Raw genomic sequence first — 19784 nt, 5'->3', positions numbered from 1 at the left:
CATCAAAACAAATCTCAGGGGCTCCCGGATTCGTAGTAAACTCTGAATCGTCACAATCCGTATTGTTTACAGAGTAACCGCTTGGTGCAGCTACTGCCGAAACCGTACACAACAATACAGGCTCACCATCTGCATCACCATAACCGTCTAAGTCAGCATCCACATAGAACGGATACGTAACGTTTTTCAACGGATCTGCGGGGTCACAATCGGTGTTATTCAACGAATATCCTGCTGGTGGGGTAGTCGCATTTACAGCACAAGCTTGTACCAATGAACCGGCTCCAAAACCGTCACCATCAACATCCGCATAGAACGGATAGGTAGTAAACTTAGTAGCATCGGTATCATCACAATCGGTATTGTTTAGAGAATAACCGGCTGGAGGTGTACTCGCATTTACAGCACATACTTGAACCAAAGATCCGGTACCGTAAGAATCACCATCCATATCGGCATAGAAAGCAAAACGTGCATTCTTGGTATCGTCGGTATCATCACAATCGGTATTGTTCAATACATAACCTGCTGGAGCTCCGGTACAAGATACCAAAGGAGCAGCCAAATTACCAAATCCATCACCATCAGCATCAGCATAGTAAGTAACCAAAGGATTGACAGTTATAGTAACTGAATTATTGGTTGTAAACGTAGCGGGACAGTTAGGTGCCAAATCGGTACGGGTAATTGCGGTTACAGTCAACGGTTGACCGTTAGTGAAAGCAGCCAAATTCAAAGTGAATGTAGCATTACCTTCAGCATTAGAAACAACATTGGTCACGTTTTGTGAAGCTCCATTGTTTACAGTATAGGTAACCGTAGAAGTCGTATTAGGTAACAATCCGCTTAAAGCAAAAGTAGTTGGCGAACCGGAACACGTTACATTAGGCTGGGTTATTCCTCCTAAAGTAGGAGAAGGCAACTCAGTCAAGGCAACAGGTGCAGAAGCCGAACAACCAAAAGAATTAGTAGCAACAGCAGTATAAGTGATACTGTCAGTTGGTTTAGCATAAACCGTAGCAGCAGCACCTCCGGTATATGGAGTAGTAGCCGCAGCATTGGTATACAAGCCTTCTTGTGGAATCCAAGTTATAGTACTTGGTAAAACTACTTGTACATTATCAATCAACCATCCAAAATATTGAACAGAAGTATCAGAAGTTAAACGGAAACGGATACGGAACTGACTGGTTAAAGCACCCGCAGGGATGTTAATAACTTCATTAGCCCATAAGGTATTATTAGGCAAACTGGTTCCACTAGTGAAAGCCGCATTCCAATTCGTATAACTTGACTTATCAAAACTTACCACTCCATTTTTAAGTACCCCTGTACCGGCATAACTTGAGGTTGGGAAGTCTGTCCAAGTTGAACCACCATTTGAAGAATATTCTACAAATCCATAATCATAAGTAGCCTCAGTAGCACAAATATGAGAGAATCGCAATTGAGCTCCGGTAGCACCACTCAAATCAATGTTACTACCTAAGGCATAAGTTCCGGATGCACTAGCTGTGTAAGTCAAAAGAGCAGAACCGGTTCCTTCAGCAAAGTAAGTCGTATTCAATGACGCCGTAACACCCGAACCTGCTGTTGAGAATCCGTTAGCAAGGGCATTCATACCATTTGAGTAGAGTCCGGTAGAAGCACTTAATGTAACAATTCCACCAGGACAGAAAGTACTGGCACTTGCAGCAACTGTTGGAGTTAATGGAATATTAATACTCAATGTAGATACACTCGAAGTCACTGCCGTACAAGGTGCTGCACCACCAACAACCACACGGTATTGGTAACCGGCAAAGGCAGAGGTAATACCTGTTAAGGTCAACGAAGCGGTAGTAGCTCCACTGTAAACACCCGCATCAGATACAGGAGTCCATGAAGAACCTGTATTTACTTCCCATTGGTAAGTCAATCCGGTTCCGGTAGCCACTACACTCAACGTACCGTTTCCATTGGCACAGAAAGTAGCCGATGCTGGTTGCGTAGTGATAGCCACGGGAGTATTCACCGTCAATACAGCCGAAGCCGAAGTAACAGCACTACATGGAGCAGCACCCGAAACTACTACACGGTAAGCAACACCATTCAAGCTGGTTGCAGCATTTGATACCGTTAAAGTAGCGGTAGTAACACCGGAATAAGATCCGCCATTAGCCAAAGCATTCCAATCTGTACCATCAAAAGCCTCCCATTGGTATGTCAATCCGGCTCCGGTAGCAGCTACCGTAAAGGTAGTAGATCCTGAAGCACAAATAGTAGAAGCTGCAGGTTCAGTCACAACGGCTACAGCCTCACGTACAGTAAGAGTAGCAGCATTAGAGAACACAGCTCCATTAACCACACAACGGTATTGTGTATGGGTATCAGACAAGCTTACACCGGTTAACGTCAATTGAGGAGTAGTAACTCCACTAAAGATTCCGGCATCAGCCAAATCTACCCAAGCCGTTCCGTTAAACGTTTGCCACTGATAGGTAGAAACGTCTCCTGTAGCCACTATAGTAAATACAGCCGTAGTTGCTCCCGCAGAACAAGCTGTAAAGTTAGCAGGTTGTTGTGAAATAGCCGCATTATTTACAGTTAAGATAGCTGCATCACTAGTCACAGAGTCGCAAGAAGCAGCTCCGGAAACGACAGCACGGTATTGGTATTGATCCATACCCACAGTTACGCCCGTTACAGCCAAAGTAGCTGTAGTCGAACCACTGTAAGTAGCATCATCCGTTAAATTAACCCATCCGGTTCCGTCATTCACTTGCCACTGGTACGAAACCGAAGTTCCGGTAGCAGCTACAGTAAAGCTCACATCACCGGCAGGCAATTGAGATACACTTTCAGGTTGAGTAGTTACAGCAACAGCTGTATTTACAGTAACCACAAAAGTACTCACGCTATTAGGACATCCGGCTACAGCAACCGTATTGGTTACCGTATATGTACCGGCTGCACTTGATGACAAATCAATAGCACCTGTAGTCGAATTCAAACTCAATCCGGCTGGACTGGCAGTAAAAGTTCCGGCAGTACCACTCACGGTTGGAGTAACCAATCCGCTAGTCGTACAATAAGACGCAAAGTCATACGCAAATGTAGACGTTAAAGCTTGGTTGATTACTACAGTTGTAGTAGCCGTTTGAGAGGCACAATACGTAGTTGCAGGCATAGTGTAAGTCACTACATAAGTACCGGGCAAACTAGTAGTAATATCCAACGCTCCGGTAGACGAATCAATAGTCAATCCACTGGTAGAAGAATAAGTACCTCCGGTTGTTCCGGTAAAGCTTACAGCACCGCTAGTAGCCGAACTACAGAAAGGCGAACCGGCATAACTGATTGTAGCTGCAGGTAACGCATCAACCGTAGCCACTACAGCCGTACGGGTGGGTGAAATACAAGCCGTTTGACCTCCAAAATACATATTCGGACGCGTAGTGAAGGTAGTGTTGGCTGTACCGTTGTTTGTACCACACATAGCCGTATCATCAGCATAACGTCCGTAAACAGAGTTATAAGAAGTAGTTGAAGTACGAACGGTTGCACTGGTACCATAACATGTACCACACAAACTATCAACGTCATTATCATGACAAATCTCAATCACAAGATTCGAACTACCATCCCAAACAAAAGGCGTAGTAAATGTAATATAATCGATTCCTACACCGGCAGCAGTTTTGGCCACAGGACCAAATACCGTTGTAAATCCGGATTCCGGAGTTACAAAAGCACCACTAAAGGCAGTAGTAGTCGAAGTCTGACCTACTTTTAAAGTAAATCCTTGTTGCGTAAACGATGCTGCAGAAGTCACATCAAATCCCAAACGGGTAATCGCTCCGGCACGTAAGCCTTGAGCACCCAATTCTGAAGCTCTGATGATATACTGAATACGACTGCCCTCCCACCCGTTAGAATAGGGAGTAATACCGGCTGTCGATGTAGTAGTAGTTCCGGTACCCACTTGGGTTGTACCACTGGCTACTACTTGAGAAGCCGCAAAGAAATTAGTCGTTGTAGCAATAGAGGGTGTCAAGAAGGGAGAACCACTTCCTAGGTAAGTACCACCTGTAGCGGCAGTAAACCAAGCTACAGAAGCACCAGGTGAAGCCGTAGCCTCTAGAGTTACCGAACCGGTACCACATCTACCATTTCCGGTTGTAGTCAACACTTCTGAACTCAGTACATTTATAACAACAGGAGCTGTATCTGCAAACAAGCCACTATTGGTACAAGTAACTCTAAAATAATAGGTTTCACTTGCTGTCAATACAGGGGTAACATACGTTGCTGTTTTAGCTCCCGAAATAGCTCCGGCACTATTGTACCATTGAAGATCTAAACCGGTTAAAATCGTATTGAAACCGCTGGCAGTTAAAGTAGTACTACCCGAGTTACAAATATTGGTAGAACTGGCTACTACAGAACCGGGAACAGGCGTTCCTTCACAAGCAGGTAGTGATAGTACGGTAAAGGTATAATCCTCTATCTCACGACGACCACCACTAGCCGGACAAGCTGACGGATTCGTAGAGTTAAAATCCATTGCAATACGCATACGCGTAGCTCCGGGTAAAGCAGTTACAGGTACAGCAAAGTTACCTGAAGCAAGCGAAACATAAGAAGTACCTGAATTGTATACACGTTCTGAAGTTTCAAAAATAGCATTTTGATTCCAATCCACCCAAATAGAAACACCTACTGTAGTTCCAATTAAAGAAGTATTGAAACTTACCGATTGACCCAAATACTGAGATACACCCAAATTGGTAAAATCTCCATAACCGTTAGTTGAGAAACCGGAATTGGTATTGGTAATATTGGTAAGACCATTAGTTGTGGTGAATGCATCAAAATAAGAAGCACTACTAGTAGCTACAGGAATACTACAGTACCAATTAACAGTCAGCAAGGCTCCGGTAGAATTCACCGAACAAGCTCCGTTAGAAACAACACAACGATAGAAGTTACCTCCACCGGTAGGCGTAGCCTCAGTAGTAAGAACTTGTAACGAAGCCGTGTTAGCACCAACATAAGTTACTCCGGCAGGAGTTGCATCTTCCACATTAACATAAGTACCGTTCAAAGTAGTCGAACGTTGCCACTGATAAGTAGTAGCACCGGAAGCAGTTACAGTAAAGGTAGCTGTTGTACCTCTTACAATAGTAGCAGCAGCAGGTTGAGCCGTAACTATCGGGTTCAACAACGTCAAACTGGCAGTAGCAGAAGTCTGCGAAGAACAAACAGCGGCTCCACTCACTACCGCACGGTACAAGTTACCACTTAAGGAAACTGCAGGTGAAGTCAAGGTCAAAGTAGCTGTAGTAGCACCTCCAATTGGACTCCAACTTTCACCATTGTTGGTACTCACTTCCCAAACATAGGCCAAGTTAGAACCGGTTGCAGCTACCGTAAAACTTACAGAAGAAACACCGGCACAAGCCGTTACTGCAGTTGGATTACTGGTAATCGCAACAGGAGCAGCAACAGTTAATGTAGCATCATTAGAGAAAATATAACCGTTAACAACCGCATGGAACAACAATCCACTGTTGGCTGCTGTGGTACCACTCATCGTTAAAGTTCCGGTATCAGCACCGCTAAAAGTCAATCCGGTAGTAGCATCAAAACCATCTACTACAGGGGCAAACTCAGCAGCACCTATTTTAACTTCCCATTGGTAAGTAATTTCAGCTTCAGGGTCTTCACTGGTAGCAACTACCGTGAAAGAAGCATCCGTACCTTCACAAACAGAAGAGTCGGTTGGCTGAGTTACAATACCGGTAGAATCAATATTCAAGAAAGCAGGATCTGAAGTAACCGAATCACATGCAGCAGAACCACTCACCACACACTGATACGCATAACCGGCAAGGTCTGGACTAATATCAAATAAAGTCAAAGTAGCTGTTGTAGCTCCACCGTAAACACCGGCTTCGTCAACAATATCTTCAAATCCACCACCATTGTCTACTTGCCATTGGTAGCTCAACGAGCTTCCGGTAGCAGTTACACTAACAGTTGTAGTTTGACCAGGAATTACGTTTATAGATACTGGATCTATTGAAGTAATAACCACAGGCTGATCTACAAATACAGTTACTTGAGAAGTAGAACTACATCCCGTAGTATTGTTAGTTCCGGTTACAGTATACGTAGTAGTCACAGTTGGATTAGCCGTTACCGAAGAACCGGTTGTGGCAGATAATCCGGTGGCTGGAGACCAACTATAAGAGTTAGCCGTAGCCGAGGCTACCGTTAAAGTCGTACTGTTACCATTACAAATGGTAGCATCTGCTATACTAAACACCGGTAAAGGAAGTGGCGTAAGGGTAGTTTGAGCTGTAGAAGTACAACTTCCATTAGCAGCAGTTACCGTATACGTTACATCCCCGGAAGGACGAGCATAAACCACTGCAGCCGAACCTCCCGTATAAGGAGTAGTACCACCTACATTGGTATATAAGTTCGTTAATGGCGACCAAGTTACGGTTGTTGGAACCGTAGGTCTGTCAAAGGTTAACAACGTTCCCGAAGGTATATTAGCCGTATTCACACTGGTGTTTTCAGCTGTTGAAGATACGGTTGAAGTTCCAATCGGTGAAAGTGGAGTAACACTTAAATAATTTCCGATAGCTCCGGAAATACCTATCGAAGCCGATGGCGATGATAATGCAGCACTGGTTGAACCATATAAGAATTCAATTCTACCACTTTCATACAAACGAGCTTGCATTGAAATGGTCGGATTCGATGAACTTCCGCTTCCAGCTACGTTCATATTCGTCCATTGTACAGTCAAAACACGATTAGGTGCCGTACCGGTAGTCAAATACTGAATACTACCATTCACCGTGTTGTTATCATCCCACAATGGAGCAATAACATTGGCATTAGTAGCTATAGCATTTGCAGAAAAACCGGTAAAAGTGGCACTAGTATTTCCTAAGAATAACAATCCGTTTGAAGAAACACCAAACACAGTTTGAGTCCCTCCATTGTATGGGAATGTAAATCCAATAGGTAAATTACCAACACCCACATCATCCCCTAAAGCACTTACCGAAGTTCCGGTAATGGCAGTATAAGTCGAAGTAGATCCGGCAAAAGTATACTGATTAGCCGTAGCAGCTGTATTCACAACTGTACCACCTACTGCTGTCAATGAAATCACAGAATCGGCACATACAGATGCAGCTCCTTGGGTTACAGTCAAGGCAGATGGAATAGCATTTACCGTTACAATAACCGTAGCGGTATTGGTTGTACAACCATTAGCATCCACACCCACTACACTATAGGTAGTGGTAACACTTGGAGTAGCCGTAACACTGGCTCCGGTAGTCGCAGATAAGCCGGTAGCTGGAGACCAAGTATAAGAAACAGCACCTTCAGCAGTTAAAGGAGTCGAATCACCCGCACAAATCGTTACAGCTGGCGACGCAGTTATAGTAGCAGCTGTATAGAAAGGTATAGTAATTACATTAGAGTAAACAGGCTCACCCGCATTACAAACTACTTTCAAACGGTAGTAGGTGGTAGCCGTAATGGCCCCGGTAGATACCCCGGCATAAGTAGTTGCTGGAGCTCCCATACTAATAGGCGTTGTGAAAGCGAAGTCCGTAGAACGCTCCCACTCATAAGTTGTTCCAACCCCTACAGAGAATCCGGTAGCACTCAACGTTCCCGAACCGGCATTACATACCGATGCGATAGAACTGCTAGCCGTACCGGCTATAGCCTCAGAACATACCAAAGTGGTAAACTCATCCGCTCCACGATCCGGTGTAGCCGAACGCAAATCACCATCAAAGTCAGTCGTTACAGCAGCCAAAGTCAATCCGGTATTATCTAATGAAGCGTTTGAACCTACGGCCAAATGCAAATCAGAATCCGAAATAAAATTAGGCGTTAGAGCCGATCCGGCAGCTTCTAAAGTAGTAGCGGTTTGCCAATCGGATAAAGCATTACGGTTGGTTGACGAAGAATAACCTACACGGTACGTAGTAGCACCCGCTGAAGCTCCAGAATAGTTGTTTCCATTCAAAGCCGCGAAGGTAGGTGCAGCACCCAAATAAATATTGTAAACCGATGAAGCACTGGAAGTACTAAACTGTTGACGGTTACTGAAAATATTATTCACGATTTCCAATCCGGTAACAGCCGAAGTAATAACCACGTTGGCAGACATACCGGCAGATGTACCTGCAGTCACCAATCCGGACATATGAATCGAGTTGTGGTAAATTTTCAAGTTGTTACCTCCGGTAATACGTATACCAAAAGCATTGAAAGTGGTTGAAGATGAACTGTAATTAGCCGTACTAATTCCGGTAATCATATTGTTCGATACAACCGTTCCACTGGTACTGGTTGCCGAAGAGAAGTTGATACCCCAAGCTCCAAAGCCACTGGTACTCGGACTACGAACGCCATCAATAGTATTCGCATCTACGATACCATTCACTACACCGGAACCTAAATCAATAGCAGCTACGGAAATACCAACGCTTGTAGCAATATTGCGTATCGTATTGTTACGTATTTGAACATCATTCACAAAGCCCACTTGAATACCGCGGAACGTTACAAAATCAGCAGTAACCGTACTACCAATTATGTTGTTGCGGATAATCAAGTTATCGTGTGCATTTGCTGTGTTAAAACCAATAGCAGAGATTCCAAAATACACTCTGGAAATCGCATTGTTTTCTATCAACAATCCGTCGTTATTGTAAGCACCGGTTGTAAAACCTGTCGTATGCGATGAAACAATTCCGTAAATACCGGATGTTGTACCGCTTCCTCCAATAACAGTAAGGTTTTTAATCACGTTATTCGTAGCTCCCGTTGTTCCGGAAGTCGTAGTACTAACCAAACGAACTACCGATGAACCGGAAGTTGAATTGTTTTGTACTGTTAAATTACGAGACGTAGTAGCATTGTTGCTACCGTCTAAGATAATACGATCCGCTCCGTTCAATTTCAATATAGCATCTGTAGAAGATCCTACTACAGTAGCAGTATTGCCGGCAGCCGGACGTATAGTTAAAGTATAAGAACCTGCATTTGCAAAGGTATTCTCATTGATAGTAATCGGGAAAGTCTCCGAAGTACTATAAGTGGCATCGGTCAATTCAAACACTACGTTACCGTTAATACAGGTTGCGGTATTGTATGCCGCAACGGCTGCGGTTAAAGTAGCAAAATTCCCTCCTGAACCTACAGTGTAGGTACCGGCTAAAGTAGGATTAATCGTTAAAGTTACCGTGTTTGAAACCACAGAACTACAAGGAGCTGCACCCAACACTTCACAACGGAATGTGAATCCGGCAAATGCGGAAGGATTTGCAAAAGTTAATGTAGCCGATGTGGTCCCGCTTACATTGGCATTATCCACCAAAATAACATCCGAACCATTGTTACCAATCCATTGGTAAGTCAATCCGGTTCCGGTAGCTACAACCGTAAAGGAAGGAGTAGCAAAGCCACAAGAAGTTACCGAAGTAGGTTGCGTAGTAATGGCCACAGCTTGGTTAACCGTTAATTGAGCCGAAGCTGAAGTAACCGGTGTACAAGGAGACGTACCACTTACCACTACACGGTACAAACGTCCGTTCAATGCAAAAGAAGGAGTGTTAATCGTATAAGTAGCCGAAGTAGCTCCGGATACAGCCGTCCAAGAATCACCGCCATTAGTGCTTTGCTCCCATTGGTAGCTTAAACCACTACCGGTAGCTTCAACACTAAAGGATACCGATGCCGCTGAAGAACATACGGTCACAGCATCCGGTTGATTCGTGATAGCCACAACATCATAAACAGTCAATAAGGCCGGATCAGAAACAATACTACCGTTTAATACACAACGGTAAGACACATTCGAATCAGCCGAAGTCAAGCCACTTAAGGTTAAAGTAGCCGAAGTTGCTCCCGAAATAGGATTCCAGCCCGAACCGGCATTCGATTCCCATTGGTACGAAGTAACTTCGCCTGTAGTTGAAATACCAAACACCGCATCCGAAGTGCTACAAACCGTTTGGGGTTGTGGCTGAGCAGTAATACTGATATTGCCTACAGTCAAAGAAACGGCATTTGAAGTAACAGAAGTACATGGACTTACACCGCTAATGATACAACGGTATAGATTTCCGGATTGAGCAGAAGTTACATTTTCAACTACATAAGTAGCCGAGGTAGCTCCTGAAATAGGGGCAAATCCGCTTCCGGTATTCACTTCCCACTGATAGGTAGGCGAAGTACCGGTTACGGCTACTGTGAAAGTAGCATCGGCATCTTCCAACACTACCGAATTGGCAGGTTGCGTTGTAATAACTATAGGATCATTAACCGTAACGGTTAGCGTAGTTGTAGAAACACAACCATTGGCATCAGTTCCGGTAATGGTATATTCTGTAGTAGCAGTGGGATTAGCGGTTACAGTGGCACCGGTAGTAGCCGATAAGCCTGTAGCAGGAGTCCATACATACGTAGAAGCTCCACTCACAGTAAGTGCAACCGATTCTCCATTACAAATTGTAGCATCATCCGCACTCAATACCGGTAAGGCATTAGGAGTAATCGTGATACTATTGCTGGATGAACAAGTCCCAAACGTTGAAGTAAACGCATAAGTCTCAGGTGAAGTCAATTTCGCATAAACCGTTCGAATAGCTTCTCCGGCATAAGGAACCGTAGCAGCCGCATCGGTATACAAACCGGCAGCGGGTGACCAAGCTATTGTCGTAGGTATCGTATTGGTATAGGATAAACGAAGGTTTGGACGATTTACGGAAGAAGATGGAGTTGTCGTATTAGTACAAACTGTAGCATTGTTATCCTGTGAAAGGAATAAATTTAAACCGCTAACTACTGTAGTAGATTGTACCGATAATGAATTGGCAGAAACTCCACCACCATCACCATTATTAAAACAAGTTTCTACCAATAAGCTAGAAGTACCATTCCAAACAATAGGAGTTCCTAATGTATAATCCACATTACCCGATGCGGGTGGTGTATAGGAGGCACTACTAAATACCAATGTGTTTGCACCAGTTATAAAAGCTGACCCTATAGTAGAGGCACTTACAAAACCGGCTCTTACTTCAAAGTTAGCCATAGCAGCAGGAGTTCCGGAAAGAATCACAAATCCAATCGACTGGATAGATGATCCGGCTGAAAGACCTAATGCAGTTAATTCAGCTGCGGTATAAAGTTGTTGCGTACGAGTACCTCCCCAAAACCTTTTAAAAGGAGTAGAATCAGTATTTGTCGAAGTTCCATCACCTATTCTAACATTAAACGCATTCGATATCGTTCCTCCCGTTGCCACCATCGTAGTCACACCATCCACACATACCGTAGCAGGGGTTCGCGTAATCGTAACAGCACTAGGTGTCGGATTAACGGTTACCGTTACTTGTGCAGTGTTAACACAACCTGCTGCACTGGTACCGGTTACGGTATAAGTAGTGGTCGTAGTGGGATTAGCGGTTACACTCGATCCGGTAGTAGCCGACAAGCCCGTAGCAGGAGACCACGTATACGTAACTCCGCCCGAAGCAGTCAATGTCGTGCTTTGTCCCGAACAAATAGTTACATTGGGTGAAGCCGTAATGGTCGGATTCGGTTGAGCACTAAACGTAGCTCCCGATTGTACCGAAACATTCGGCGTAAATACCGTTATAAAACCATCTACCAATCCGGCAGGTGTGGTAACCGTAAGTTGCGTAGAAGATTGTGTCAAAATAGTTCCCGCAACAGGTCCCGAAGTCCCATTGAACGTAACCGATGTCACAAAATTCAAATTCGTACCATTGATAGTAACCGTTTGCCCTCCTACTTGACACAAAGCGGTAGGGGTAAAACTCGTAATAGTTGGATTAGGGAATGCCCCTTGCTCAAATTCAAATGCTCCGATATCCGGTGCTGTCGCATTACGAGTCGCTCCCGAATAATCGGTAGTATAACCCACAATAGGCAAACCAAAACCTCCGGCAAAATTTATTGCTCCAGTGGCAAAATTTAAGAAATTGGCATTCGAACCGGTAGTACTCGCAAAAGTGGGGTTCTCAAATCTCGAACCCGAATCACGAGAAGCCACACGCGTTTGGAAAGCTCCCAAAGTAGTATCTACATTCGTACCATCGGTAAATACCGTACTTCCAAAATACAAATTGGTATTAGAAGTTGAAGCATACGAAGTTAATGTGGTAGAACTTCTACGATACGCAGCAGCCAAACCGGCTCCTTGTACCGAAGACGCATTTACCAAGATATTGTTACGTAAATCTAAGGTAGGCGTAGTAGAAGCAAATAAAGCAGACGAACCAAATAAGGCTCCGGTGCTGCTGCCATTCAAATAAACCGTATTGTAATACACATTGGCTGTAGTTCCTCCATCTATCACAATACCGCGAAGTGGATTGGCCGAATTAGCCGCAGGGGTACGCAAATCACCTACCAAGTTGTTGTAGATATTCGTAGTAGTACCTCCACCGGAATAAATACCCCCTAAAGTAGGTCCGGTACTGGTAGAAGAAATATCATAAACTTTGTTGTTGTAAATATTTCCGTTGACACCTGCTTTGTAAACTCCATACAAGGTACCACTGGTACCTCCGGTATTATTTAAACCGTAAACCGTATTTCCGGAGAGCTCAAGTGAAGTAGCAGTAGTGACGTAAACCCCATACAAAGTAGAACCACCTTGACCGGATAAATTGTAAACCGTATTGTTTTGGTACACTTTAGTTCCGCCCACAGTATTCTGGAAAATACCGGCTATCGTCTGAGAAGAGGCAGATGTACTGGTTAAAGTATGAATCGTATTGTTGGAAATAGTTTCATTAACCGCAGAAGATAAACTGTAAATACCATACAAAGCTCCGGCTGTATTTCGGGTAATGTTGTGAATCAAATTCCCGGTTGCCGTCAAATTGGTTGCCGAAGTAAAATGCATCGCAAAAACAGAACCCGTAGTTCCTAAAACCGATATATTTCGAACGGTATTGTTATTCATATTCACCGTATTCGACGAAGCTCCCGAAGAGTTGAAAACGCCATGGAAAGTTCCCGTTGAAGACGTTAACGAAATATCACTAACAATATTCGAATTCAAGTTATTAACTAAAGTACTATTTGTTTGTCCGTTAAAGAATACGGCTTGAAACGAACCCGTTCCCGTGTAGGTCGTTGTTCCCGTTCCGGAAGCATTGGCATAACCAATGGTATTTCCGGAAAGCGAAACACCACCACCATGAGTTGTATTCGCAAAGTAAATACCAAAAGACGTTGCGGTTATAGCACGAGATGCCGTTTGATAAACCTTGTTATTCGTTACCGTCCATTGAGTGTTTCCACCCAAGATGTAAACCGCAGCTCCACCGCCGGCCAAGAAATAATCATACAAATTGTTGTTGGTAATCGTTACCCCACTGTTGTTTGTGGTATCATTCGTAGCCGTACCATTGGCAAAAATCAACTTCGAAGGCAAATTAGAACCCGCTGGCCCTATGTTACAATTCGAAATAGTGTTGTTGTCGTTACCCGTTGTAGTAGCCGTGTGAAAAAACACAACCCCTCCATTGGTTGCCAAGGCCGTTTGAGACGACCCCAAAATGGTAAGATTGGTAAGCGTGTTATTCGTGGCATCTGCCGCAAATCGAATCGTAGCCGTTCCACTAGTCGCAGAAGCCGTTGTATTCGAAATGGTTAAGGCATTGCCACCGGTGTTCAAACCATTGATAGTCACATTGTCGGCTCCGTTCAGAGTCAACAAGGCGGTACCCGCCGTTGCAGCCCCCGAAATCGTCCAGGATCCGCCACTCGGGCTAATGGTCAATGAACTCCAGTTTCCTGCTCCTATCGATACCCCTCCGGCAGCCTCGGTCGTGTTACCTGTAATGGTAATCACCACATTTGCTCCCGATTGAGAAGTACCAACGGCAGTAACTGCCGCTCCAAGCGTGGTATAGTCCCCGTTGCCCGATAGAGCACCCGAAACCGTAACCTGAGCCTGAAGGCCTAACACCCCAAACAACACCAAAAGCAAACTCAAAGTTGCCTTCGTTCGCATTGCTTGTTGAAGCCACGTCCCCAAACGTGTACTTCGTGTAAAGTAATGGTCAATCATAAATTAGAAAAATTAGTTAATTATAAAGTCTGTGAATGTAATAATATATATTAATAAAATGTTAAGCTTATTTTTAAATATCGTTAAAATGTTCAAAAAATCGTTAAAATGCACAGAGTATTTTAACACTATAAATAAATATCTGACAAAAAAAACCAGCCGTGGTCCGAAGACTGACTGGTTCTTTTTTTAAATCTAGCGTTTAGTATAAAGCTCTCAAAGTAAAGGTCTCACCCGTAGTCGTTTGGATTTGCACCAACAGCATTTGAGAAGCCAAAGCCAATTCTGAAAATACAAAACGGGTTACACCATCGCCTTTTTGTGTAGCCAATTGACGACCGCGTAAGTCGAACAAAGTTACACGCTCCATAGCCACGTTTTGAGAAGCTACATGCAAGGACATACCGTCTTTGTAAGCCAAGAAATCGGTAGTCGTAACTGTAGTATCGCCCAACCCTAAAGTTACCGGAGTAAATCGCAACACAAAGCGTTCATGATACGTACCCGAAGCTGTGACAAAGGTGTACGGATTCGATTTTAAATCATGAACCACACCCGTAACACGGTCTTCCAAATAAATCGACTGCCCTTCAAACAAACCGTCAAAATCAGCTAACGCTATCTGGAAAGTTCCGGCAATGTTGGAACGGTATCCCAAAGGCCATACATCGGCAGCATCAAAAGGCAATCCTTTGGCTTGCGTAACCATTTTTTGATCATGTAACAAGGTATATAAGGAAACTATGGTACTGCCTTCAAACAAATCGCCGTCATATCCGGGATCACGTCCCGATGTAGCCGCCTGGGCATACCCCAATAAGGTTTGCTTATACGCTCCTTGCGTATTAGATATATCCAACCAAATGCGATGTCTCTCGCTTACCCCCTGCTCGGCTTCTGTAGAACCCGACATACGGAAAAACTGATTGTTCTGCCCTACCACACGCATCGTATTGCGGAATTGTACCGAACCATTCGAAACAGCCTTCACAAAGAACCCTTGTCCCGAAGCGATACGCCCGTTGGGTGTCGCATTATTAGCACCCATAACCGGTGTACCGGTGCCTACTCCTCCAAAATAATTGTAGGTAGCATAGTCATTCGCCGCATAATTATTTGACGCAATAGGTGTGTTGTGTGTCCACAAATAAATCGTAGGATCAATACACGTATTCGCCGGATCACTCAAAAACAAATCGGCATTCAAAGCAGACGGATACGGATTCCCTATCAAATTCGATTCACTCATACCCAAAATAATGGTATGCGAATAATTTCCGTTACGAGGTACCCCAACAAAAGGAGCCGTATAAATAGCCGGAACTGTGGTACTGAAATTCTGCGGAGCCCGAACAATATAACCGCGTGCCTCTGCCATAAAAGTGGTCGTTGGATTGGCAAATGCCCACGTATTATTCACAGGATTAAATGTATAAAAACGGGCCGTAGTAGTCTGCGGTGACATATCCAACAAACGTTGACCACTCACCGGTGAAGACCAATAGGTATAATCGTAAAGTATCATTGGAGTGGTACTACGCAAATAGGTAATATTACCCGTATTGGTTACCGGATTTACCTGATACAAACTGGCATTGTTCTGAAAAGTCATCGAACCTCCGGTTACTTGCAAGGCATTCAATAAAGATAACGTATGACCCGAACTTACGACTACATTCCCACTTCCCACCGTACAACTACAGCCTTGCATATTTCCGGTTGTCGTAAAGTTCCCATTAAAGAAGATACTCTCGGTAGCCGTTGGTGGCAATCCGTTGCCATTCCAAGCCGACCCATTCCAAATTTTTGTAAACAAAGAATAATTGGCCGTAGCCGTCATCGGACAACCGGTTACCGAAGCCGTTCCCGTTACCGTAACAGTAGCCGTAACAGGCGTACGTAAATAAACCGAAGTTGTCGAAGTACCAGCTACATAAGGTACCGTTCCCAAGGCATCGCTAAACAACGAACCCGGAACCGTAGAAGTCCATGTATAAGTAGAAGCCGTACCACTGGCAGTCAAAGGCAGTACCGCATTGGCACAAACCGTCGTACTGGGCGTGATAGATACTGCAGGACCGGGCTGAATTTCAAATACCGTAGCGGTTCTACAATTCGGATTGGAAATACAGGCCGCATAAAAAGTGTACGTACCCGGAGTCATAGTATCCGTTAATCCCGAACCCGCAACCCCTACCGGATTGAACGAATTCCCCACAAAAATAGGACTGCCTCCCGATGCAGCAGTATACCATCGCATCTCGGGCGTACCCGCTTGCAACAACTGCCCCGCACTGGAAGTTACCGTCCAAGTATAAGTATTCGTATTATTAGTAATGGTACCAAAAGTAGTCGTATACAACACATAGGTTACACCGGCTTGCAAAAATCCCGACATCGCTGGGAACAAACCGGGTCCCGAATCGTCATCTCCAACCACAAAGTTTGGAGAACAGGTTCCGGGTGTAAACGGAAATGCCGCAATATAACCCATAGCATCATACCCCGTTGCATTGTTCATTTCAAATTGATAGGTTCCCGTTACACTTACCTGAAACAACGTAGCCGTATAACCCAAAACCGTACTGGTAAAACTACAGGTAGTAGAATTGGTCGACCCTGAAGGTTTCGGTGCCGTAGCATCTGTCAAATAATTGAAAGCTCCGTTGATGGTATTCCCCTGGAAAAAGTAACCCGGACATACCGTACTCGTAGTCAAAACGCCACTTTGTCCGGCACAAACCAATGCTCCCGTAGTTACCGGTGGCGGGGCTTGCACCACAAAAGAAGTCGAACTCGTTGCCGTTGCTTGCGAATTGCTCACTCGAATAGGACCTCCGGTTACCGAAGCATTCAAATTCACTACCAACTGCGTTGCGGTAGCCGATTGTATCGTTACAGGAACGCCGCCAATAGTCACGCCCGTTACACCCGTAAAATTGGTTCCGTTTATCGTAACTTGGGTAACCGTACCACAATTGTTGGTTGGCGGATTAAACGAACTAATGGTAGGCAAGGTCACACACGTTACCGTAGCCGCCCATCCGGAACGCGTAACCAAATAATCGGATGTAAAACGGAAAGTCAAAGATCCACTGGTAGAATAGATGGTACCCGGCGAACCCGTTCCGCGGAACGAACCGGCAGGACAATTAACCGGATCTGTACCGGCTCCCAAACCGGACGAAATCAAAGGTGAAGCCGTATTGGGCCCATCATAAATCATCAAACCATCGTAGTTATTCTCAGTAGCAAAAGCACTAAACTCTACTTTCAATTGTGAACCCGGTGTGCCTGCTGTAAAGGTGCGGGTAAAATCTTCAAAATTATTATAGTTTCCAATAGTTGTAGTATTGGCATTACTGTCAAAAAAGTTGAAATTACAACCCGTACTGGTTCCGGTACTCATTTCCACTACTACCGCAGCCGGAATCACAGCCGTGGTAAAGGTGGCAAAGGTACTCGACCAATCACTAAACGTTCCGCCACAGTTGGAGCGAATCCAAACATAATACGTAGTATTCGAAGCCAATCCAAAAATAGTAGCACTCGTGCCTGAAGCAAAAGTACCCGATGGCGTACTGTTAAACGACGGGAAAGCCGGCGTTGTACCAATAAAATACTGGTAGCCCCCTACCGGAATACTGGCCGGTTGCGTCCAAGATACATTGCCACTACTAGTACTGGCCGTTGGGTTTGAACCAACCAATGCGGTAGGAGCAAAACAATTTTCTTCAACCAAAATAATATTATCCAAGTTGAAAGCCGCTCCGGTCAAATCGTCTAGCGAAAACCCAATGTAATGGGTTCCCGAAACCGTAGGCGTAAAACGCACGATGTTACTTTCAATCGTCGTAGATACACCAATATGTTCAAACAACAAATTGGAGATGTTCATCGCCGTTGGGCGGGTATTGGTTCTACCGTAATACACGGTAAAATCGGCCGTATTGGTCAAAGTTCGGTAATCGTATGTCAAACGGTACAGCACCCCTGCCGTTAAAGTAACCGGCTTGGTAAAGAACATCGCCCCGTTGGTATTGGTAAACAAGTTTCCGTTTACAATATTGGTACTCCATTGCCCCGGTGCCGCTTGCGACGTACATACGGGTAGCGGACCGTTCAAACCGTTGAAATCTTCCAAATAGGGAACCGAATAGGCCGAACACAACGTACCAAACGTACCCGCATACACCCAATCGCCCACCAAAGTATCACAATTGGAACGCACCCAGGCAAAATACGTCGTATTGGGACTCAAAGTGTTCACCACCACAGAAGTAGTATTGAAACCCGAAGACCCCGTAGGCGTGGCCGAAGCCAAAGGTGTCGTATTGCTTGTAGAAATAAAATACTGATACCCCAAACTCGGCAAAGCCGCAGGCTGTGTCCAAGTTAAGGTAGCCCCCGAAGCCGATTGCGAATTGGCTTGTATAGCAGGCGTTAACACATTGGAACAAGTAGCCACCGCAGGTTTAGAACGGACTTCAATGTGATATCCGGCTCCATTAGATCCAGATGTTATAAACTGAGTGGTTACACTGCCATTTCCGGCTACTGATGTATAAGTAGACGGAGTGGGAATAACCGTTCCCGTATAGGCATTCAATGGAGCATCAGCATCGGTTACTGTTATATTTCCCGTAGAAGTTGCAACTGTATTAAAAGCTATAAATTTCAATTCAATTTGCTCTCCGGCAGCCGGCATAAAGGTTAACGTATTGTTTTGTGCAGTACTGTAATTATCGGTTGGACCGGCATTATCATAAAAATTATATACCAAACCCGATAATAAATTGTGAGTGCAAACGGTTGTACCCTTTTTTGGTACAATGGTTAAATTCTCAGAAGAAACAGTAGAAGTAATTCCAATGTCATCTACAAAAAAAGCACCTGTAGTATTTGAAATAATTCGAATGTATACATTATTAGGAAGTCCTAAAGCTACTAAATCCAAATCCAATTGTTGATAATTAGCGTTCCCAGTGGCTGAACCATAAGTACCCAAACTAGTAAAAGTTGAAAATGTAGCATCTGTTGAATATTCTACATTAAAAAACCAATTTGTTGTAGTTGATAATGTAGATCTATAATAAAAACTAAAGCGAGAAGGATTAGCAATTAACGGAGTGCGAATAAATCTTCCGGCAGCAGTATTGAATTGTAAATGCCTTGTACCACTATAAGCATTAGCTGCGTTTGTCCCAAGTGTCGCAGTAACATTCCAACCTTTTGTTGTTAGATTAGCAATTGCATCCCCTCCCTCAAAAATATGATAAGGTCCAATACAATCTTGAGCTTGGGTGGTTTGCGGCAAACTCCACAAAGTGAATAAAAAAAGCAAATGTGCCGTAAATCGGGTAAAGTACTGTTGTTTCATAAACGTATCATGCGGCCAAAGCCGGGTTAGTCATTGTTTTTGGAAATCAAAGCCGAGCGGGTCTTTCAGGTGGTTAAGCCAAAAGAAACCAGCCCGCACCACAGCAGTACAGATGTGAAAAAAACACGACATTTTCAACTCCGGTCAAAAAATACGTGCCTCAGAAGAATACAGTAGATAGAAAGGGCTCTAACGAAAAAAAACCAAACAATGTATCTGGTTTTTGTTCCCGACAAATATAACTTTTTTTTTATTTCATACACAAAA

2 protein-coding genes are annotated in these 19784 nt (G+C 44.2%); both read right to left on the bottom strand.

Features of this window, described 5'->3' with window-relative positions; genetic code table 11:
* The coding region (locus tag V7M80_RS08630; RefSeq protein WP_333695480.1) for a beta strand repeat-containing protein at positions 1-14137 on the bottom strand (14137 nt) is incomplete at its 3' end.
* A 202-nt stretch (positions 14138-14339) separates the two neighbouring features.
* Positions 14340-19517, bottom strand: a complete 5178-nt coding sequence (locus V7M80_RS08625; protein ID WP_333695479.1) for an IPT/TIG domain-containing protein — start codon at positions 19515-19517, stop codon at positions 14340-14342.
* Positions 19518-19784 lie beyond the last annotated feature (267 nt).

It is taken from the genome of Flavobacterium sp. (assembly GCF_036759525.1).
Lineage (GTDB): Bacteria > Bacteroidota > Bacteroidia > Flavobacteriales > Flavobacteriaceae > Flavobacterium.
This window is presented reverse-complemented; position numbering and strand designations above follow the sequence as displayed.